Below are 19,631 nucleotides of genomic sequence, written 5' to 3'. Positions count from 1 at the left end.
GACGGCGCGCCCCCGCGGGACGCACGGTGGCCGGGCCCGCGGGGGCGGTCCGCGGAACGCATCAGTCGGCGGGCTCGTCCGGGGTCGGCTCGTCGCTCTGCGTGTCGTGTGCGCGCGGCGCGCCGCGGCGGCCCGTACCGGAGACATCGGTGTCGGGGATGTCCGTGTGCTCCTCCTCGTCATCCCCGTCGTCGGGGCTGCGGCCCTCCCAGGGGTCCGGGCCGCCCCGCGGGTCCGCCTGCTGGTCCGGCAGGTCCCGGGGGACGGCGCTGCCGCCCTGCTCCGGTGTCTCGCTGCGCTTGTCCATCGCGTTCGGCCTCCTTGTGGGAAATCGGGAAAGGGTGTCCGGTACGGGTGCCCGACGGCCGGGGGCGCATGCGTTCTGTGGCGATCGGGGGCACGCGTACGGCCAGGGGTACGAGCGAGAGGAGTACGCGATGACCGAAGCGGCGCCGAAGGAGATCGTCGTGGTGCTGGACTGCGACGACCGGAAGACGCTCGCGGAGTTCTGGAGCCGGGCCCTCGGCTACCGGATCACGCGGACGACACCGCCGTACACCGCCCTGACCGACCCGGCAGGACGCCACCCCGAGCTGCTGCTCCAGGAGGTGCCCGAGCCCAAGCGGGGCAAGAACCGCATGCACATCGACCTGCGGGTGCCGGCCATGGAACCCGAGCTGAGCCGGTTGACGGCGCTCGGCGCGCGGGTGCTGCGCGGCCCGTTCGACGACGCGGGCTGCCCGACCACGGTGCTCGCCGACCCCGAGGGCAACGAGTTCTGCCTGATCGTCTTCGGTGGGGCGTGAGGCGTCCGGCGGGGCCCGCGTCGTTCGGGGCGTACCCGTACCCGCAGGTTGTCGGGGTGGACCTGCGGGTGTTCCGCTACGGCCCGAACGCTCCGGGAGGCGGACCCGCGGGGGCGTGGCGGCCGGGGCCAGGCACACTTGAGACATGACGTTCGCAGCCACGCCGCCGCCCCGGTCCCGCCCGCCCCAGCGCTCGCGCGCCCGCCGGTTCGTCCCCTTGGGTGTCGCCGCCTGGGTGGTGCTGGAGATATGGCTGCTCACTCTTGTCGCCGACGCGGCGGGCGGACTGACGGTGCTTCTGCTGCTGGTCGCGGGCGTGGTGGCGGGCGGCTACGTGATCAAGCGGGCCGGCCGCCGGGCCTGGAAGAACCTCACCGAGAGCATGCAGCAGGGCGGCCCCGCGGCCTCCGACGGCCCCGAGGACCAGAAGTCCTCGGGCAGCGGCAACACGCTGCCCATGCTCGGCGGCCTCCTGCTGATGTTCCCCGGCCTGCTCTCCGACGCCGCCGGGCTGCTCTGTCTCTTCCCGCCCACCCGCAAACTGCTCCACCGCCGCGCTGAGCGCCTGCTGACCCGCCGGGTCCGCTACACCCCGGGCGGGCTCGGCGACGCCTTCCTGCAGGCGCGTATGCACCAGCAGGACGGCAAGATCGTGCAGGGCGAGGTGATCCGCGAGGACGAGCCGCCGTCCCCGCGCCGCGACGACCCGCAGCTGCCGCGCTGAAGGGACGGTAACTGACGGCGGAGGAGGGCGCCTTGGATACGGGGGCGCACACAGCGCGTGCGATGTGTGGCGGTCCGTAGCGATGCGGCTGGGGCCTGGTGCCGGACCCCCCGAGGGGGCCTGGTCCCGGACCGACGCGCGGGACGCCCCGCCGTATGAATGCGTAAGGCACTCCGCCGTACGGAAAAGCCCCGGCCAGTCGGGGGTGCCGGCCGGGGCGGTCCCAAGGTGCGGATACCGATGGCGGTCGCCTCTCGGCGAAAGGCTCCGTGGGGCTTCAGCCGAACGATCGTCCCCACGGGCGAATGGTGAGGCCCGGGGACACTGTCCCACCGGCACCCGCGACCGGTACAGCGCTGTGGCGGCCCGGATGATTCCGCGGGCCGGGAGTGACCTCGCGCACACCCCGCCGGGCCGCCGAGGTGCGAAAACGGGCCGGGGCCACTGCGTGGTGCAGTGGCCCCGGCCCGTACGCGGTCGTGCGTCCGTTTGTCAGGCGGACTTGCGACTGTTGTTGTTGTCGCGCGGGTGCACGGCAATGTTCATGGTTCCGGAACGCAGGACGGCCAGCCGCTCGGCCAGCACCTCCTCCAGCTCCTCGCGGGTGCGCCGCTCCATGAGCATGTCCCAGTGCGTACGCGCGGGCTTGCCCTTCTTCTCCTCAGGGCCATCGCCATCCACCAGGAGGGCTTGTGCACCACATACCTTGCACTCCCACTCCGACGGAATCTCGGCCTCTACCGAGAACGGCATCTCGAATCGATGTCCGTTCTGGCATGCGTACTCCACCGCCTGGCGCGGGGCCAGGTCGATGCCGCGGTCGGTCTCGTAGCTGGTCACCACAAGTCGCGTGCCGCGAAGAGCTCGCTCACTCATGAATCGTGCCTCCCGGGCTTGTCGCCCACAGGACAGGTGTCGCTGTCGTCGTCATCCGGTCAACGTCCGGTCGGCGGTGAAGATTCCCGATGCCGGGATATGTGCCCACCCGTCGCCCACCACCGCCTGATGGAGGCGCTGCGCGCCGCTGCCTTCCTTCGTGCCGCCCCTTGTTGTACCCACCAATGCCCGGTTTGTCACATCTGGCAGCAGATGTCACCCAGCGCTTTCTACAGTTCAGCGCGCAGTAACGGTCCGCCTGGTGAGCCAAAGGCGTACACTACCGGCCCGCAGCCGCCATCCGTAAATCAGGGTCCCCATCGCCGGGGCCATGGGGCTCTGGTAACAGCTCGTCAGAGCGGCGCGGGCCCGCCCCGCCGTGCGTACGGCCCTCACTCCGCGGGCCAGGAATCCCGGGCGGTCAGCACCTTCCGCAGGGCCGCGATGTCGTCGGTCATGATCCCGTCGACCCCCAGGTCCAGCAGCGCCGCCATCCGCCGTGGATCATTCACCGTCCACACATGCACCTGCAAACGCCGCACATGCGCGGCCCGGACCAGCAGCGGATCCACCACCCGGATCCCGGACTGCCGCTCCGGCACCTGCACACAGACCGCGTTGCGCCGGACCGCCGCCCCCAGCAGCCGGTCCAGGGGTACGCCCCGGCCGTACGAGCGCATCCGCAGCCCCAGCACACCGCGCGTCCCGAGCGAGGTCGCCAGCCGGGGGCCGGCCAGCCGCTGCGCCCGCGCGACCCGGGCCTCCGAGAACGACCCGACACACACCCGCTCCCAGGCGTCCGTACGGCGCAGCAGGTCCAGCAGTGGCCGCAGCGCCGCCTCCGCCTTGATGTCGACATTCCAGCGGGCCTGCGGAAACTCCTCCAGCAGCTCCTCGAAGAGCGGCAGCGGCTCCCGCCCGGCCACCCGCGCCCGGCGGACCGCCTGCCAGGGAAGGCGGCCGATCGCGCCGCCGCTGTCCGTGACCCGGTCCAGCGTCGCGTCGTGGAAGGCCACGAGCCGGCCGTCCGACGTGGCGTGCACATCGGTCTCCAGGTAGCGGTAGCCGAGCGCCACCGCGCGCCGGAAGGCCGCGGCGGTGTTCTCCAGCCCGTCCGCCGCGCCGCCCCGGTGGGCGAAGGCGAGCGGAACCGGATGGTCGAGGTAGGGGTGGCGTACGGGGAAGCCGCGGCCGGCCAACTGCTGGGAGCGCATTGGCCAGAGGATATACAGGGCGGGGGTACGGCGCGTCGGCAACCGGCCACGGGGCGGCGTCCGGGGCGTGACCGGCCGGCGACGGGGCCGCACCGGTGCACGCGGGGGCGTCGGGCCCGCCCGCCGTCAGCGCAGCGTCTCTCCCGGAAGGTCGAAGATCCGCTCGGCCGCGGTCTCCAGCTGGGCGAGGTCGTGCCGGGGGCTCTCCTCCGGCGGGACCGGCCCGGCGTAGCTCGTCAGAAACGTGTCGAGGACGACGTACGGGACGTCCAGCTCCGCCAGCGCCGCCAGGTCGGCGCGGACCTGGCCGACCGATCCGTGCCCCGGCAGGCGGGACGCCGTGTCCACCGGCCGCTCCGTGAGGTGCAGCGCGATCCGGGGCGTCACCGCGGGCGTCGGGCGGCCGGCTGCCTCCGCCGCGGCCTCCAGGACCGGCAGCCGCCGGCGGATCGCGTCCGCGTCCAGCGTGTACGGGTGCCAGGCGTCCCCGAAGCGCCCGGCGCGGCGCAGCGCGGCGTCACTGAGGCCGCCGACCCAGACCGGCGGGTGCGGGCGGCGCACCGGGGCGGGCCCTGTCGTGATGCCGGAATATGCGGCGTGCTCGCCCCGGAAGGAGACGACGGGCTGGGTCCAGTGCTCCTTGATGCAGGTCAGGTACTCGTCCGTGATCCGCCCGCGGGCCGCGAAGTCGATGCCGAGCGCCTCGTACTCCTGCTGCGACCAGCCGATGCCCACCCCGAACACGAGCCGGCCGCCGCTGAACCGGTCCAGGTTGGCCGTCACACGGGCGGTCTGGAGCGGGTGCCGGTACGGGAGCACCACCACCGTGGTGCCCAGCTCGATGGTGGTCGTCCGCCCGGCGAGCCAGGCCAGCGTGGTGAACGGGTCGTAGAACGGAGCCGGGAAGGCGTCCGCGACCTCCGGTGGCTGGGTCACATGGTCGGAGATCATCGCCAGGTGGTAGCCGAGTTCCTCGGCGCCGCGCACCCACGTCTCCATGCCCTCGGGGGTGGTGTCCGCCCCGTAGTTGAGGATATTGACCCCGATCTTCACCCTGCGCTCCCTCCGGTCGGTGCCCACCCGCCGGACAGTAAAAGGCCAGCTCAGGCGGGTGGTTGGCGCGGCGAGCCTAACAGTCGGCAGGGAGCCGGCAAGGAAGGGGAAAGGGGGCGGGGGACCGGTGCGGGGAGGGGCACACGACGACGAACCGGCACCGGCGCAACGAAGTTGGACGCAGCTGTGGAAGTTGAACTCAGCCGTGGGGGAGCGGTGCGGGCTCCGGCGCCGGCGTGGACGACGCCACGATGCGCCCGCCCGGGCTGTCGAGGGTGAAGAAGCGCAGCGAGAACTGGGCCAGCGGGCCGATGGCCAGCGCGTAGAGCACGGTGCCCACGCCCACCGAACCCCCGAGCGCGAAACCGGCGGCGAGCACGGTGATCTCGATGCACGTCCGCACGAGGCGCAGCGGCCGTCCCGTACGGTGGTGCAGGCCGGTCATCAGCCCGTCCCGCGGGCCGGGGCCGAAGCGGGCCGAAATGTAGAGCCCGGTCGCCATGCCGTTCAGCAGGATCGCGGTGACCAGCAGCGGGATGCGGACGGCGAGCGCCGAGATGTCCGGTACGAGCGCGAGCGTCGCGTCCATCACCAGGCCCAGGATCACGACGTTGGAGACCGTCCCCAGGCCGGGGCGCTGCCGCAGCGGGATCCACAGCAGCAGGATCAGCGCGCCGGAGACGATGGTGACGGTGCCGATCGACAGGCCCGTGTGGCGGGAGATGCCCTGGTTGAGGACGCTCCACGGCTCCAGGCCGAGGCCCGCGCGCAGCTGCAGGCCCATGCTGAGGCCGTAGAGGACCAGCCCGGTGTAGAGGTGGACGAGGCGGCGCGGCAGCCGCCGCCCGCCCGGCCGGTCCTCCCGGGCACCCTCCTCCCCGCCGCTGTCCCCGGTGGCCGCGGAACTCCGCATGCTGAACAAAATCTTCCCCCTCCTGGCATGATTGGACTGACGCATGACACTCTGTGGCGCGTAGTTGATCAGGTTCCATGGCCAATTCGGGAAAGGTGGACTGCTCGCGATGGCGCAGTGGACTTCAGCGGTAGGCGCGTCGCAACTCGCCCGGCTGCTCCGGTCGCAGGACTCCCGCGACACCGTCACCCCGGCCGGCCGGCGGATCCCCGCCTACCGCGGCCTCGCGGACGGCGTACGCCTGCTCGTCCTGGAAGGCCGCGTGCCGGTCGCCGCCCGCCTGCCCGCGGAACGCGAGCTGGCCGCCGCGCTCTCCGTGAGCCGTACGACCGTCGCCGCGGCATACGAGGCGCTGCGCGCCGAGGGCTTCCTGGAGTCCCGCCGCGGCTCGGGCAGCTGGACCGCCGTACCCGCCGGGAACCCGCTGCCCACCCGCGGCCTGGAACCGCTGCCGCCGGAAGCCGCCGGCTCCATGATCGACCTCGGCTGCGCCGCCCTCCCGGCCCCCGAACCCTGGCTGACCCGCAGCGTGCAGGGCGCCATGGAGAGCCTTCCGCTGTACGCCCACACCCACGGCGACTACCCGGCCGGGCTGCCCGCGCTCCGCCAGGCGCTCGCCGACCGCTACACGGCGCGCGGCATCCCGACCATGCCCGAGCAGATCATGGTCACCACCGGCGCCATGGGCGCGGTCGCCGCCATCTGCCGCCTGCTCACCCGGCCCGGCGAGCGCGTCGCCGTCGACTCCCCCTCGTACGCCAACATCCTCCAGCTGATGCGCGACGCCGGCGCCCGGCTGGTACCCGTCGCCCTCGCCGACCGGCTCGCGGGCTGGGACATCCCCGCCTGGCGGCAGGTCATGCGGGACGCGGCGCCCCGCATGGCGTACGTCGTCGCCGACTTCCACAACCCGACCGGCACCCTCGCCACCGAGGACCAGCGCCGCCGCCTGGTGGACGCCGCCCGCGCGGCCGGCACGGTCCTGGTCGCCGACGAGACCATGGCCGAACTGCGCCTGGACGACGTCGAACTGCCCCGCTCCGTCTGCGCCTTCGACCCGTCGGGCAGCTCCGTCATCACGGTCGGCTCGGTCAGCAAGGCGTTCTGGGCCGGGATGCGTATCGGCTGGGTACGGGCCGCCCCCGACATCATCCGCAGCCTGGTCGCCGCCCGCGCCTTCGCCGACCTGGGCTCACCGGTCATCGAACAGCTCGCCATCGTCTCGCTCCTGGAGGGCGACGGCTGGGAGCAGGCCGTGGAGATCCGCCGCGCACAGGCCCGCGAGAACCGCGACGCGATCGTCGCCGCGATCCGCCGCCACCTGCCCGACTGGGAGTTCAGCGTGCCGCCCGGCGGCCTCACCCTGTGGGCCCGCACCGGCGGCCTCTCCGGCTCCCGGATCGCGGAGGCGGGTGAGCGGCTGGGCGTACGCGTCCCCTCGGGCCCCCGCTTCGGCGTGGACGGCGCGTTCGAAGGCTTCGTCCGCCTCCCGTTCACGGTCAACGGCGCCGTCGCCGAAGAGGCCGCCTCCCGGCTGGCCGTCGCGGCCCACCATGTGGCCACGGGGACGGCCGCGGGGGAGGTCGAGGTGCCGCAGAGCTTCGTGGCTTGAGGGGGCGCGGTGGGGGTGGGCGGTGGCCGGCGGTCGTCGTGATCAGGGACTGCCGGTCATGGTCCGCAGCCAGTGGCCGAGGGTGGTGAAGTCGGCGTCCGTGAGGCCCAGTCGGGCATCGACGCGGTGCAGCAGCGCGGGGCCTGGGTGATGCGCCCGTACCCACGTCCGGTCCGCATCGGTGATCTCGTCGTCGACCCAGGCGAACGGGCGGCCGGCGGCCCGGTCGACGAGCGCGCGGGTCTTCCAGTGGACGCCGTCCCGCGGGTCCTCGCCGTCCGGCTCCGGCCAGTCCACCACGGGCAGTTCCGGCAGCCCGAGCCACGGCGCGACGCAGTCGTTCGCATCCGACATCCACGTCGTGGCCCACACCAGCGTGCAGGGGAGCGACGCGAAGCGGGGGCCGTGGGCCGGGTCGATTCTGGTGATCAGCGGATTCGCGTCGGCTCCCCGGGGCGCGCGCCCGCTCTCATAGGTCGGGTACCCGTCCGGAAGCTGCTCCCGGGTCGCTCCGAAGGGCAGGAGAGGGCCGTCGACGTCGAGGAAGAGGAGCGGGAGCCGGGAATCGATCACGCCTGAACGGTACCGGGCGGCCAAGTAGTCTTCTTCCCCATGGGCTCGATCATTCCGTTCCTGATCCTGTTCGCTTTCTTCGCCGCCGTCCTGGCGCTCTGCGCGGGCTTCGCCGTGCACGTACGCCGTCGCGGCGCCGCGGGCGGGGCCATGAGCGCGGCCCTGGCTTCGTACGAGGAAGCGTTCCGCGCGACGTCCCACCAAGCGCATGTCGAAATCCAGGCTCAGGCCGAACGTGAGGCGTCGGTGCTGTCGCCCGACGGCCCCTGGCGACGTGGCCCGGGAGTTGCCGGGCAGGCGGGTATCGAGGGGCGTCGGTTGCTTCGTCCGGGTTCCCGCCGTCCGCGACGGGCCGTCGGCCGCTGGGCGGAAAGGTTGAGGCGCGGTCGCTGACCGCCCTTCCGTACGGCCCGGCTACCCGCGCTCGGGCGGGACCGTGGCCTCCTGGGAGGCGGGCGGAGTGCTGGGCGGGGCGGGAGCGACGCCGCCGAAGAGGAGGTCGACGCCGATGGCTCCGCCGGTGCGGGGGGTGTTGTCCGGGACGGTTGTCGCGGGCGTGGCGATTGGGTCGGGCGTTGCGGTCGGGGTGACCGTGGTGGTTGGGGTGGGAGTGGTGGTTGGGTTGGGCGTTCTGTCCGGGGTGGCCGGCTCGTCCGTGACGGCGCCGTCGTCGGCGTACTCCGTGTCCGCCGTACGGTCCGCGCCTGCCGTGTCCACCATGCTTGCCGTGTTCGCCGTGCCGGCTGCCGCCACCGTGCCGGCTGCGGCCACCGTGTCCACCATGGCGGCTGCGTCCACCGTGTCCTCCACCTCCCAGGCGTCCCCCGCCGCCCCGACCGTGGCCGCGCGTTCCGGGAGGAGGGACAGTACGGCCTGTCGGTGTGCCTCGCTCGTGGCGTCGTCGAACGGGTCGGGTGTGACCGGGACTTGGAGGCGGTGCACCGGGCCGCTGCCGAGGCGGGCGTAGCCGCGGCCCGGCGGTACGTCGGCGGCCGGGGTGGTGTGCGGCGGCGCCCCGAGCACCGCCTCCACCTCCTCCGGCGCGGCCGGCCCGAGCACGACCCGGGCCCGGGTGTGCGTGAGCACCGGCTCGCTCAGCATCCCGGCGCAGTCGATCTGGTCGGCCACCACCACCGTCACGTACGCGGCCCGGCCGTGCCGCAACGGCACTTGCAGCAACCGCTGCGGGTCCTCCCGGCCTTCGGCCGCCGCGAGGTGGGCCAGCGCGGTCGGCCGGTCGATGATGATCCACAGGGGCCAGCGGATGTCGTCCGGGGCCTGCTGCCCGGCCTGCCGCGCGCGGTTGGCGGTGATCAGCCGCCGCTCGGTCTCGTGCGCCGCCCACTCCAGCGTCGCCATGGCCCCGGACAGCCCGGTCTCGACGCCCATGACGCCGGTCCGGCCCGCCAGGCACGCGTACTCGCCGGTACCGTTGCCGTCGATCACCAGGACATCGCCGTAGAACAGTGCCTGGAGCGCAATGGACCGCAGCAGGGTCGTGGCGCCCGCGCCCGGCCGGCCCAGCACGAGCAGATGCGGCTCGGTCGAGCGCAGCCCGGTCCGCCAGACCACCGGCGGCTCGTCCCGTGTCGCCTCCCCGGCCGCCACCGGCAGCGTCCGCTGCACGGCGTCCGGATCGGTGAACCCGAGGACGGTCTCCCCGTGCGTCGTCACGAACTGCTGCGCCGCGATGTCCGTCGGCAGCGGGGGCAGCACCGTCAGGGTCAGCTGGTTCGCCTCCTCGTCCCAGGCGAAGTGGTACTCCCGGCCGCGGCCCGACTTGGCGTGCAGCACCTGCTCGATACGGGCCCGGGACGCGGCGTCGCCGTCGGTGAAGTACGGCGGGTACTTCAGCGTGAACCTGGACGGCCGCCCGGTCTCGTCGAACTCGTAGTCCGAGAAGACGCTCTCCCAGTCCCCGTCGTGGGCGTACAGGGGAGTGGGATCGCCCTCGATCGCGAAGTACGGCACCAGGGCTTCGTACAGCGCCCGCAACCGGTCGGTCTCGGCGTCCGCGGGGCCGGCGGGCACCTCCGCAGGCCGTTCCCGCCCCGCCCAGGCCGCCGCGCCCATGAGCGTGACCAGCGCGAGCAGCGGTCCGTACGGCACCAGCGCCACCGCCAGGACGGTGCCGGCGGCCATGAACAGCAGTGAGCCCCGCCGGTCCTCGGGCGTGTCGGACCAGCGCCGCCGTCCGGCGGCCAGCAGCCGGCGCAGACCCCGGCTGATCATGATCAGCGGGTGGAACACGTCGGCGGCGCTGTCCGCGGCGCTGCGCGCGAACTCGCGGCCGCGCGCGACCGGCGCGCTGTCGGTCAGGATGCGGGGCAGTGGGCGCCGGGTCACATCGTCTCCTGGTGGTTCGCGACGCGGAGGGTGCGGTGGGTGCGCGGGGGACGGGGCCGCGGTCAGAGCTTGAGACCGCCCAGGAGGTTGGCCAGGCTCGCGCCGCCGGCCTTGATGCTCGGGGCGATCGCGGAACCCGCGAGGTAGAACCCGAAGAGCGCGCAGACGAGGGCGTGGGACACCTTCAGCCCGTCCTTGCGGAAGAACAGAAAGACGATGATGCCGAGCAGAACGACGCCGGAGATGGACAGAATCATGGAGTTCTCTCCTCGGTGTGGGGACGGTCACCATGAGTCCTTCCAGCCTCACAGCAAGTATCAAGCCGCAAAAAGCTGCGAACGGGTGATTCTTCGGGTAAACCCCCCACCCGGAGCAACCGAAGTGTCCCCGCGCCCCGCGGGGCCCACATAATTGCAGGTCAGGTAGCTGCTGGCGGGCCAGGAGACGGGTGGCGTACGCAGTGGGGCGTACCCGCCGACACCCCCGCGCGCCGACGAGGAAATGCCGTACGGCCCCGGTGGTCGGCGGCCAGTGCTTCCAGGCACGTTTCGAGGCGGCTGTTCCTCAGGAGTTCGTTCACGCGGCGGCTGTAGGTGCGTGGGGACAGGGACGGGCGGGAGGTGAGTCGGCGGACCGTCAGCACGCGGTCGACGGCCGTGCGCACGAGCGAAGCGGCGCGCGCCAGGAGCCGTTCGGATATCTGCTGCTCCAGGCAGTCGGAAGGATCGTCCAGGCTCAGCAGCTCGCGCCGGGTGCCGGCGAGCAGCCGCGCCATCACCTCGCCCGCCTCCCGGCCGCCGCGCACGCGCTGGGCGGGCGGCCGGGCCTGCTGATCGATGCCGAACCGCGACTCGTTCATGGTCGCGGCGAGTTCCTCACGCGTCCGAGTGCGCCCGTTCGCGCATGCCGGATGTGCAGTGAACCCCATGGCCGAACCCCCGTTCTCGGCCCCAGTGGTCTCGTTACAAAGAGTAGCGGACGAAGGGCACTTGGTGACGGGTGGTCGCGGATTGAACCGCTGGCGAATTCACGCCACCCCCATCCCTAGCCGTCCGCCATCACCCCTGACCACGGCCTTCGCTGCCACCCCTGCCGGCGCGGAGAGCCGCACGTAGCCGCACCTGGAGCGGCATGGAGAGCCGATCGTGTGATCGACGGCTCGTCGCGGTGGTGCGGTTCCGGCACGCGTGACCGGTCTGGCACCGTGGGGGCAGTGGCGGCTCGGTGACCGCTGCGCCGGACCGCAGGAGCCCTTTGTGTCAGCTGTGCTCTCCGCGCTGTTCGCCCTGCTGACGGCCGTGGCCAACGCTACGGGCACCGTGCTGCAGCGGATCGCGGCACGCAAGGTGCCGCCGGGCGACGCCTTCAGCGTCCGGCTGGTCCGGCACCTGCTGCGCAGCCCGGCGTGGCTGGGCGGCATCGCCGTCATCGTCGGCGCCGCGGCGTGCCAGGCGCTCGCCCTGACCCTGGGCTCGCTGTCCCTGGTGCAGCCCATCCTGGTGCTGGAACTGCCGTTCACGCTGCTCATCGCCTGTGCGGTGGCCCGGCGTCGGCTGCCCGCGATCGGCTGGGCGGCGTCGGTCATGGTGGCCGCCGGGCTCGGCCTGGGGCTGGCCGCCGCCGCGCCGTCCGGTGGTGGCACCGAGGTCTCCGCCGGGAAGTGGGTCCTCACTCTGGTGGCCGCCGTGGGTGCCATGGCCGCGTGCGTACTGGCCGCCCTGCCGCGGCCACGGGGCAAGGCGCGCGCCGCGTTCTTCAGCTCCGCCTCCGCGATCGGCTACGCGCTGACCGCGACGCTGATGAAGGCCGCGACCGACACCTTCGACCGGCACGGACCGGGCGCGTTCTTCACCGCCTGGCAGACGTACGCCTTCGTCGCGGCGGGCGCGTGCGCGCTGTTCCTGCTGGCCAACGCCATGGAGTCCGGGCCGCTGATCGCCTCGCAGCCCGCCCTGACCCTCGGCGAGGCGCTGGTCAGCCTGGCTCTCGGCATCGTGGTGTACGGGGAGGGGGTGCGCACGGGATGGTGGCTGGTGCCGGAAGCGGTCGGAGCGGTCATGGTCACCTGGGGCATCGTCGTACTGCCGCGGGCCGATACGGAGGATGCGGACGGTGGGGAGCCGTCCGCGACCTGATGGAGGGGCATCGGGGCGATGGGGCGTCGGGGCGAGGGGCGGAGGATGCGATGATTACCTGGCGTCGGCTCGCCGAAGCCGACTTTCCGCTGGTGCGCAGCTGGTTGGAGCAGCCGCACATCGCGCGCTGGTGGAACCACGAGACCTCGCCGGAGGCGGTGGCACGCGACTTCGGCCCGGTCGCCAGGGGCGAAGAGCCGTCAGAGGATCTGCTCGTCCTCCTCGACGGCCGGCCCTTCGGCCTCGTCCAGCGCTCCCGGTTCGCCGACTACCCCGACTACCGGGCCGAGTTGGCCGCCCTGACCGAGGTGCCGGGGGAAGCCATGACACTCGACTACCTCATCGGCGATCCCGGTCAGGTGGGGCAGGGGCTCGGCCCGCGCATGATCCGGGCGGTCGTACAGGCGACGTGGTACGACCACCCGCAGGCACCGGCCATCCTGATCCCCGTGCCCGTCGCCAACCGGGCCTCGTGGCGCGCCCTGGAGAAGGCCGGTCTGCGCCGAGTCGCGGAAGGCGAACTCGAACCGGACAGCCCCACCGCCGGCCGCGCCCACTACGTCTATCGCGTGGAACGGCCGGGATGAGCTGGGAAGGGCGCTCGGTTGGGCGAACCGGCGCCCCTCACCCGCCGCGCCGCGCCGCGATCCCGTCCAGGACGCACGCCAGCCCTTCGCCGAAACTCTCCTCGCGGTTGCCGCTCCACTGCGCGTCGCGCTGTGTGGCGTACAGCGCGCGCAGGCGGGGATACGGCTGTACGGCCTGTTCGGCGGCCGGCCACAGGCGTTCCATCCACTCCTGTTCGCTGTGCCCGCTGCGGGCAAGGGCCGTCAGGAACGCGGCCTCGCTCGTCGATACGCCGATGACGTAGGCGACCAGGGTGTTCACGGCCCGGTCGGCCGCCGCCAGGGAGAAGCCCGCGTTCTCGAACACGGCGAGCAGGGCGTCCATCATGCGCAGCACGTTCGGGCCCAGGTAGGACACCCCGGACTCGCCGAGCACGGAGGCGATCCACGGGTGCCGCAGCAGCGTGGCGCGCATGCTGTGGGCGCAGGCGACGGCGGCCGTGCGCCAGTCGGCGGCCGGGGTGTCCGGGGCCGGTACCTCGATCTCGCCGTACACCTCGTCCACGACCAGCTCGATCAGCTCGTCCTTGTTGGCGACGTGCGAGTACATCGAGGTGGCGCCCGCGTTCAGGCGCGTGCCGAGCTTGCGCATGCTCAGAGCGTCGATGCCCTCCGTGTCGAGCAACTCCAGCGCCGCGGACACGATCTGTTCCCGGCTCAGCGCCGGCTGCTCCCGCCGCGCGCGCTTAGGGCGGGTCCACACCGATGGGAACGCCTGCTCTTCGGCCCGCATGCGGCCTCCTCTTCTCGCTCGGGTTCGTTCGCGGCCTCCGGTGAACCGGCCCCGCCGGACACCACGGGCGCACAGTGTACGGCTTTACGTTCACCGTGCGCTGACCGTACAGTGTGCGGAAAGCCGTACAGTGTGCGGCGAGTGTCCTGGATGCCGTGCATTCCGCGCGGGCCGGACCCACCTGGAAGGGGAATGTCCCGATGACTTCGCCACGCTTCGACCTCGCCCACTGGCAGACCCGTCTCGACGAGCTGCGCGCCGCCCACCATGTGCCGGGTGCCTCCCTCGCCGTACTGACGGAGGGTGCGATCCACGAGATGGCCAGTGGTGTGCTGCACCGTGGCACCGGCGTGGAGGCCACCACCGACTCGGTGTTCCAGCTCGGTTCGATCGCCAAGATGTACACCGCCACGCTGGTGATGCAGCTCGCCGACTCCGGCGCCCTGGACCTCGACGCGCCGGTCGTCAGTGTGCTGCCGGAGTTCGCCACCGCCGACCCCGAAGCCACCAGGACGATCACCACGCGCCGGCTGCTCAGTCACACCAGCGGCTTGACCTGCGACTTCACGCAGGACACCGGCCGTGGCGACGACTGCCTGGCCCGCTATGTCGAGGCCGCGCGGGATGTGCCGCTCGACGGTCCGCCGGGGACGTTCTCCTACAGCAGCGTCGGCTACAACTGGCTGGGCCGCCTCGTCGAGGTGCTGACCGGGCAGGTGTGGGACCAGGCGCTCAAGGACCGGATCGTCGCCCCGCTCGGGCTGCGGCACACCATGACGCTGCCCGAGGAGGCGCTGAGCTTCCGGGCGGCGATGGGGCACCTGGGCGAGTCCGGGAAGGACCCGGACCCGGCGCCCGCCTGGGACCTGATGCCGCGCTCGGCCGGCCCGTACGGCCGTGTCATCGCCGGCGCCGCCGATGTCGTACGGCTGGCGAAGCTGCACCTCGACGGCGGTGTGGCGCCGGACGGCACCCGGCTGCTCGCCTCCGGGACCGTGTCGGCCATGCAGGGCTGGGAGGCCGACTGCCCCGACCGGTGGTCGGTCTCCTCCGACGGGTGGGGCCTGGGCTGGTCGCTGTACGACTGGAACGGCACCCGCGGGTACGGCCACGACGGCGCCTCGGTCGGGCAGTACGCGTTCCTGCGCGTGGTGCCGGAGGCCGGTGTGGCCATAGCCCTGCTGACCAATGGCGGCAGCGCCCGCCGGCTCTACGACGCGCTGTTCAGGGAACTGCTCGGCGAGCTCGCCGGGGTGCGGATGCCCGAGCCCTTCGGGCCGCCCGCGCGGCCTCCGGTGGTGGATGTGACGCCGTACCTCGGCACGTACCGGCGCGCGGGCGTCGTCATCACCGTCTCCGAACGCGCCGGCACGCCGCATCTGACCTACGCGTTCGTCGAGGGGATGGCGGACTTCCACCCGCCGCTCGAAATGGATCTGGTGCCGGTCTCCGGGACGGTGTTCGCGGCGCGCGGCGACGGGTCCTCCGTCAGCGAGGACTGGATGCCGGTGGTCTTCGCGACGCTGCGGGACGGCACGCCTTGTGCGTACATGGCGATGCGGGCGGCGCCGAAGGCGGGGTGAGGGCCGCGGACCGGGGAGTGGCGGGTGAAGCCGTGATTCCGGGGCGGTGCGGGCGGTGGTATTCCGGGGCCGTCCGCGCGGGAGTCGGGGCAGTGCCGGATGCCTTCACCCGGCGGGGAAACAACGTCCGGAAATCACTGTCTGGAACATGCCGGTCCGGCAACTTCGATCATTAAAGTGCACGGGTGATCACCAACCCGCTCATCGTTACGGAAAGAACCGGCCATCAGCGTACGCATTCCGGTCTTTCCGGCCTGCGCGGGAAACTCCGCACCCGCCTTCCCGCGTCCTTCTGGCCGACCCTCCTGTGTTTCGCCGTCACCTGCGGGCTGGGTCTCCAGATGTGGCATACGGCGGGTGTCGGCGGATTCGACCTCGGCATCTTCGACCAGGGTGTGCGTGCGTACGCCCGGTTCGAGCTGCCGCGCTCCGAAATCAAGAATGTGCACCACGAATTCCCGCCGCTGGTCTCCCTCCTCGGCGACCATTTCTCGCCGGTCCTGGCGCTGTTGGCCCCGCTGTACTGGGTGTGGAACGACCCGCGGGTGCTGATACTGGCCCAGTCCGCGCTGTTCGCCGCCGGGACACCTGCCGTCCGCCGGATCGCCTTGCGCTGTTTCGCGCACGCGGTACCGGCCACGCGCGATCGGGCGGCCCTTCTGGGCGCCCTTTCCTACGCGGTCGGCTGGCCGCTGCTGATGGCGGCCCGTAATGGCTTTCACGAGGTCGCCTTCGCGGTTCCGTTCACACTTCTCATGCTGGAGCGCGGCCTCGCGCGGCGCTACGGCGCGGTGTGCGTCTGTGCCGCCCTTTTGTGCCTGACGAAGGAGGACCTCGGCCTCGTCGTCGGTATGTACGGCGCCGTTCTGCTGTGGCGCAACCGGCGCGGGGGCGAGGGCCGCGCCCGACTGACGGGCGCGGCCCTTCTGGTGCTCGGACCGGCCATGACGGCCGTGACGGTGGGTGCGCTGATACCGGCGATGGGCGGACCCCGGCAGTATTACTGGAGTTACGGTGAAGTCGGCGCGGACTTCGCCGAATTGGCGCACCGCGCCGTGACCGATCCGGGCGCCTTCCTCGCCGTCGCATTCGGCACCCCGGTGAAAGCCGGGCTGATCCTCTGGCTTGTGGCCACGCTGCTGTTCCTGCCGCTCGGCTCGGCCACCACGCTGTGTGCCCTTCCGCTGATCGCCGAACGCGTCCTGTCCGACAATCCCCACCACTGGCCGGTGATCCACCATTACGATGCTTTCGCCTGGCCGTTCCTGCTGACCGCGGCGGTGGAAACCGCCGCGCGCATTCACCGCGCGGCGCAGGGGGAAGGGCGGGCATTTCGGCGGCGAGTGGCCGTGGGCGGGGTGTGCGCGGTGGGGCTCAACGCGGTGGTCGCCTGCTGTCTCGGCCTCGCCGTGCTGGTGACCCCGAATCATTGGGTGCCCTCCGCGCGTGGCCAGGCTCTGGCCGAGGCCGCCGGGCGGGTACCGGACGGTGCGACGGTGGAGGCGGACAACAATGTGGCCGTACGGCTGACCGCGCGTACCCGTACGATGATTCTCGACGCGGCGCCGCGCGGCGCCGACTATGTCGTTCTGCAAACCGCGGAGACCACGTTTCCATTCACTTCGCCCGCGCAGCTGAAACAGCGCCAGGAACTGCTTCTGGCGAACGGTTACCGGCGTATCTGGGCCAAAGGTGATGTGGCGCTCCTGTGCCGGGTGGACAGGACGGCCGTGGTTCCCGGCACGCGCGTACCCGGGCCGGACAGCACACCGGTGAAAGACATGTCCGACCCGGCGTTGGGCAGGAACCTGTTCACCGGATGAGCCGATGCGGATTCGGCCGCAACCACCTGAATGCCCCGCGCTGTGCGCCCTCTGCCGTTCCGCACGCACCACTAGGGTTTCCCCCGCAGAAGTGCGGTTTTACCAATGGTTCGGACTTGCAGAGAGGGTGCCGCATGCACGCCAGTAAGGGAGACCGCCTGGTGGTCCACGGGCGGGCCGTCGGGAACAGCGACCGCGTGGTGGAGATCGTCGAGGTGCTGGGGAAGGACGGCAATCCGCCGTACCGGGTCCGTGCGGACAACGGGCACGAGACGATCATGACGCCCGGTCCGGACAGCGTCGTCGACAACCGCCGGGGCGGCGGCCGCTCCTGAACGGACGCGCCGGGCGGTCGGATCCCGGCGCGGACCCGGGCGCGGACGCGGACCCGGGCACCGGCACAGGCTCCGGAGCAAAGACGCCGTACGCCTGGATGAGGGACTGCCCGGGCGCCGGGCGCGAGCTACGTGCGCCGGTGAGTGCGCTCCCTTAACCACCGGTGAGGGGGCACTCGTTGGGTGTACCGACCGCTCCGCTCGGCAGAGGTGATCGCTGTGCCCCATGGCATCGTCAAATGGTTCGACCATGAACGTGGTGCCGGCCTGGTCGCCCAGAGCGGCGGCGGCCCGGACGTGCTGGCCTACCGTTCGGCGATCCAGGGGGCCGAAGGGGCCCGGACGCTGCTGTCGGGGGAGAGCGTCTCCTTCAATCTCGTCGAGGACTTCGAAGGCATCCGGGCGGAGAACATCTACCGCCTCCGGCCGCAGGACCGCTCCCCGTCCTGAACAGCCCCGCCGCGTCAGTCCGGATCCATACGGAATCGGGCGGGAAAGTGGCAGGGCTCAGGCCAGTAGCGTCCAAAACTGAACAAACCCGTTGAGGTCGCACCGTGCGTGCTCCAATGACCGCACCCTCCGCAGGAATGGGTCTGCGGGGACGGCGGGGACGTATCCGGCAGCCGGCCGCGGGTGGCGCAACGGCGAGTGCACACCCGTTGCCCGGGAGCGGATGCGTCAGGCGAGATGAGGCACCGATGACGGCAATGGAGGCCCTGCGGAACGCCGCGGGTGAGCAGGGACTGTTCCGGGGGCTGGTGGAGTGTTCGCAGGACGCGATTCTGATCAAGACGTTGGGCGGGCAGGTCACGTTCTGGAACGCGGCGGCGCAGCGGTTGTACGGGTATCGGGCGCAGGAGGTGGTGGGGCGGCATATCGGGTTGCTGATTCCGCCGGATCTGAAGGACGAGGAGGCGGATCTGCTGGAGCGGATCGGCCGGGGTGAGCGGATCGAGCATTACGAGACCCGGCGGGCCACCAGCGACGGCCGGATTCTCGACGTGGACGTGTCGCTGTGGCCGATCCGCAACCGTAACGGCGTCATCACCGGCGTCTGTTCCACGGTGCGCGACATCACCGAGCGCAAGAAGGCCGAACGGGAACTGGCCGAACTGTACGCGCAGCAGCGGCACATCGCGCTGGCCCTGCGCCTGATGGGCGCCTCCGAGCAGATCCCCGGCGCCCGCGCCGCCACCCGCTATCTGCCCTCCACCCAGGGGCAGGGCGTGGGCGGCGACTGGCTCGACCTGATCGACCTCGGCGCCGGGCGGGTCGGCGTGATCATAGGGGACGTCATGGGGCGCGGCCTGGACGCGGCCGTCGTCATGGGGCAGTTGCGCTCCGCCGCCCGCGCGCTGGCACTGGCCGGGACACCGCCGTGCGAGCTGATCCAGACGCTGGACACGTTCACGCGCGGACTGCCGGAACAGTTCGTCACCTGCACCTACCTGGAGGCGGACCCGGCGCTCGGCGAGGTGACCGCCTGCTCGGCCGGACACCTGCCGGTCTGGCTCGTCGCACCGGACGGTGCGGTCAGCGCCCTGCCGGTGCCGACCGGCATCCCGCTCGGTGTGGGCGGCGTACCGCACCAGCAGGTACGGCTGCCGCTGCGCGCCGGAACGACCCTGGCCCTCTACACCGACGGCCTGGTGGAAACGCCCCACAGCGACATCGACGCGCAACTGGACCTGCTCACCGCGACCTTGCGCGAGGTCTTCGCCACCACCCCGGACCTGGAGGACGCCGCCAACCGCGTCCTGCACACGATGCTTCCCGGCACCGCCACGTACGCCGACGACGTGACGCTCCTGCTGGTCGGCTTCCCTGCCGCTCCGCTGGACACCACGACGGTCGAACTGGCCGGCCGGCCGTCGTCGGTCCCCGAAGGGCGGTACTTCCTGCGGCGGACGCTGCGGTGGTGGGGCCTGACCGCACTCGCCGACACCGCGCTGCTGCTGGTCTCGGAACTGCTGACCAACGCCGTGTGCCACGCGCCCGGGCCGCTGACCCTGCGCGTCTGGTACAGCGCCCGCGAGTTGGGGGTGGAGGTCTCGGACGGCAGCACCCCGCGGCCGCGGGCCCGGCTGGCGGACAACGCGGAGGAGAACGGCCGCGGCCTGATGCTGGTCGAGGCGCTGGCCGACGCCTGGGGCACCCGCCCCGGCCCGACCGGCAAAACCGTGTGGTTCACCCTGCTGACGGCCGCCGCACAGACCGCCGAGGCCCCGCCGCGCGACCCGGCTGGGCTGTCCGGGTGATCGTCGCCGCGGTGTGCATGG

General features: G+C 72.2%; 21 protein-coding genes. 11 read left to right on the top strand and 10 right to left on the bottom strand.

The features are described 5' to 3' along the window. Positions 1 to 61: 61 nt before the first annotated feature. Complete coding sequence (locus ADK86_RS30410) at positions 62 to 307, bottom strand: hypothetical protein (protein WP_053699496.1); 246 nt, start codon at positions 305 to 307, stop codon at positions 62 to 64. 130 nt (positions 308 to 437) lie between these two features. On the opposite strand from ADK86_RS30410, the gene ADK86_RS30405 reads away from it, so the two are divergent. Together ADK86_RS30405 and fxsA are read left to right on the top strand one after the other, a co-directional pair. Further along, on the top strand, positions 438 to 806 hold the full coding sequence (locus ADK86_RS30405; RefSeq protein WP_030371128.1) for a VOC family protein: 369 nt from the start codon (positions 438 to 440) through the stop codon (positions 804 to 806). 145 nt (positions 807 to 951) lie between these two features. After that, a complete protein-coding gene (fxsA, locus tag ADK86_RS30400; RefSeq protein ID WP_053699495.1) occupies positions 952 to 1,530 on the top strand; it encodes an FxsA family membrane protein in 579 nt (192 codons plus the stop codon). A gap of 492 nt (positions 1,531 to 2,022) precedes the next feature. On the opposite strand, the gene ADK86_RS30395 is transcribed toward fxsA, so the two are convergent. The 4 genes from ADK86_RS30395 to ADK86_RS30380 form a co-directional block, all read right to left on the bottom strand. Next, positions 2,023 to 2,406, bottom strand: coding sequence for an RNA polymerase-binding protein RbpA (locus tag ADK86_RS30395; protein ID WP_003984999.1), 384 nt, complete (start codon positions 2,404 to 2,406; stop codon positions 2,023 to 2,025). 392 nt (positions 2,407 to 2,798) lie between these two features. Next, positions 2,799 to 3,620 carry a glycerophosphodiester phosphodiesterase family protein gene (locus tag ADK86_RS30390; RefSeq protein ID WP_053699494.1) on the bottom strand — a complete coding sequence of 274 codons (822 nt, stop codon included), beginning with the start codon at positions 3,618 to 3,620 and terminating at the stop codon, positions 2,799 to 2,801. Between the two features lie 126 nt (positions 3,621 to 3,746). Then, positions 3,747 to 4,673: a TIGR03619 family F420-dependent LLM class oxidoreductase gene (locus tag ADK86_RS30385; RefSeq protein ID WP_053699493.1), complete on the bottom strand. Its 927-nt coding sequence runs from the start codon at positions 4,671 to 4,673 to the stop codon at positions 3,747 to 3,749. Between the two features lie 199 nt (positions 4,674 to 4,872). After that, entirely contained in the window at positions 4,873 to 5,586 is a 714-nt protein-coding gene (locus tag ADK86_RS30380; RefSeq protein WP_234346098.1) for a YczE/YyaS/YitT family protein, read from the bottom strand. A gap of 109 nt (positions 5,587 to 5,695) precedes the next feature. On the opposite strand from ADK86_RS30380, the gene ADK86_RS30375 reads away from it, so the two are divergent. Continuing rightward, complete coding sequence (locus tag ADK86_RS30375) at positions 5,696 to 7,198, top strand: PLP-dependent aminotransferase family protein (RefSeq protein ID WP_053699492.1); 1,503 nt, start codon at positions 5,696 to 5,698, stop codon at positions 7,196 to 7,198. Positions 7,199 to 7,240: 42 nt separating this feature from the next. Here the strand turns inward: ADK86_RS30375 and ADK86_RS30370 are convergent, their stop codons facing one another. Continuing rightward, on the bottom strand, positions 7,241 to 7,768 hold the full coding sequence (locus ADK86_RS30370) for an HAD domain-containing protein (RefSeq protein WP_234346100.1): 528 nt from the start codon (positions 7,766 to 7,768) through the stop codon (positions 7,241 to 7,243). 42 nt (positions 7,769 to 7,810) lie between these two features. On the opposite strand from ADK86_RS30370, the gene ADK86_RS30365 reads away from it, so the two are divergent. Then, complete coding sequence (locus ADK86_RS30365) at positions 7,811 to 8,164, top strand: hypothetical protein (RefSeq protein ID WP_063789121.1); 354 nt, start codon at positions 7,811 to 7,813, stop codon at positions 8,162 to 8,164. A gap of 21 nt (positions 8,165 to 8,185) precedes the next feature. Here ADK86_RS30365 and ADK86_RS30360 read toward each other — a convergent pair whose 3' ends face one another. The 3 genes from ADK86_RS30360 to ADK86_RS43945 all read right to left on the bottom strand — a co-directional run bounded on the left by ADK86_RS30360 (position 8,186) and on the right by ADK86_RS43945 (position 10,976). Further along, positions 8,186 to 10,117 (bottom strand): hypothetical protein, encoded by a 1,932-nt coding sequence (locus ADK86_RS30360; protein ID WP_053699490.1) that lies wholly within the window; start codon positions 10,115 to 10,117, stop codon positions 8,186 to 8,188. A 62-nt stretch (positions 10,118 to 10,179) separates the two neighbouring features. Continuing rightward, entirely contained in the window at positions 10,180 to 10,374 is a 195-nt protein-coding gene (locus ADK86_RS30355; RefSeq protein WP_003985007.1) for a hypothetical protein, read from the bottom strand. 161 nt (positions 10,375 to 10,535) lie between these two features. Then, entirely contained in the window at positions 10,536 to 10,976 is a 441-nt protein-coding gene (locus ADK86_RS43945) for a hypothetical protein (RefSeq protein WP_199834503.1), read from the bottom strand. A 397-nt stretch (positions 10,977 to 11,373) separates the two neighbouring features. On the opposite strand from ADK86_RS43945, the gene ADK86_RS30345 reads away from it, so the two are divergent. Together ADK86_RS30345 and ADK86_RS30340 are read left to right on the top strand one after the other, a co-directional pair. Next, complete coding sequence (locus tag ADK86_RS30345; RefSeq protein WP_053699489.1) at positions 11,374 to 12,252, top strand: DMT family transporter; 879 nt, start codon at positions 11,374 to 11,376, stop codon at positions 12,250 to 12,252. Positions 12,253 to 12,302: 50 nt separating this feature from the next. Beyond that, on the top strand, positions 12,303 to 12,839 hold the full coding sequence (locus ADK86_RS30340) for a GNAT family N-acetyltransferase (RefSeq protein WP_053699488.1): 537 nt from the start codon (positions 12,303 to 12,305) through the stop codon (positions 12,837 to 12,839). Positions 12,840 to 12,876: 37 nt separating this feature from the next. Here ADK86_RS30340 and ADK86_RS30335 read toward each other — a convergent pair whose 3' ends face one another. Next, positions 12,877 to 13,611: a TetR/AcrR family transcriptional regulator gene (locus ADK86_RS30335; protein WP_053699487.1), complete on the bottom strand. Its 735-nt coding sequence runs from the start codon at positions 13,609 to 13,611 to the stop codon at positions 12,877 to 12,879. Positions 13,612 to 13,811: 200 nt separating this feature from the next. On the opposite strand from ADK86_RS30335, the gene ADK86_RS30330 reads away from it, so the two are divergent. From ADK86_RS30330 to ADK86_RS30310, 5 genes are all read left to right on the top strand, one after another. Next, positions 13,812 to 15,194, top strand: coding sequence for a serine hydrolase domain-containing protein (locus ADK86_RS30330; RefSeq protein WP_053699486.1), 1,383 nt, complete (start codon positions 13,812 to 13,814; stop codon positions 15,192 to 15,194). A 185-nt stretch (positions 15,195 to 15,379) separates the two neighbouring features. After that, positions 15,380 to 17,017, top strand: a complete 1,638-nt coding sequence (locus ADK86_RS30325) for a DUF2079 domain-containing protein (protein WP_234346097.1) — start codon at positions 15,380 to 15,382, stop codon at positions 17,015 to 17,017. Positions 17,018 to 17,151: 134 nt separating this feature from the next. Beyond that, positions 17,152 to 17,352, top strand: coding sequence for a DUF1918 domain-containing protein (locus ADK86_RS30320; RefSeq protein ID WP_053699485.1), 201 nt, complete (start codon positions 17,152 to 17,154; stop codon positions 17,350 to 17,352). A gap of 219 nt (positions 17,353 to 17,571) precedes the next feature. Continuing rightward, positions 17,572 to 17,802: a cold-shock protein gene (locus ADK86_RS30315; RefSeq protein WP_003985015.1), complete on the top strand. Its 231-nt coding sequence runs from the start codon at positions 17,572 to 17,574 to the stop codon at positions 17,800 to 17,802. A gap of 248 nt (positions 17,803 to 18,050) precedes the next feature. Continuing rightward, positions 18,051 to 19,610, top strand: coding sequence for a SpoIIE family protein phosphatase (locus tag ADK86_RS30310; RefSeq protein WP_234346096.1), 1,560 nt, complete (start codon positions 18,051 to 18,053; stop codon positions 19,608 to 19,610). Positions 19,611 to 19,631 lie beyond the last annotated feature (21 nt).

This window comes from Streptomyces sp. NRRL F-5755, from assembly GCF_001279365.1.
Lineage (GTDB): Bacteria > Actinomycetota > Actinomycetes > Streptomycetales > Streptomycetaceae > Streptomyces > Streptomyces rimosus.
Note: the sequence above shows the minus strand (reverse complement) of the source record. Positions and strands in the feature narration are given on the sequence as shown.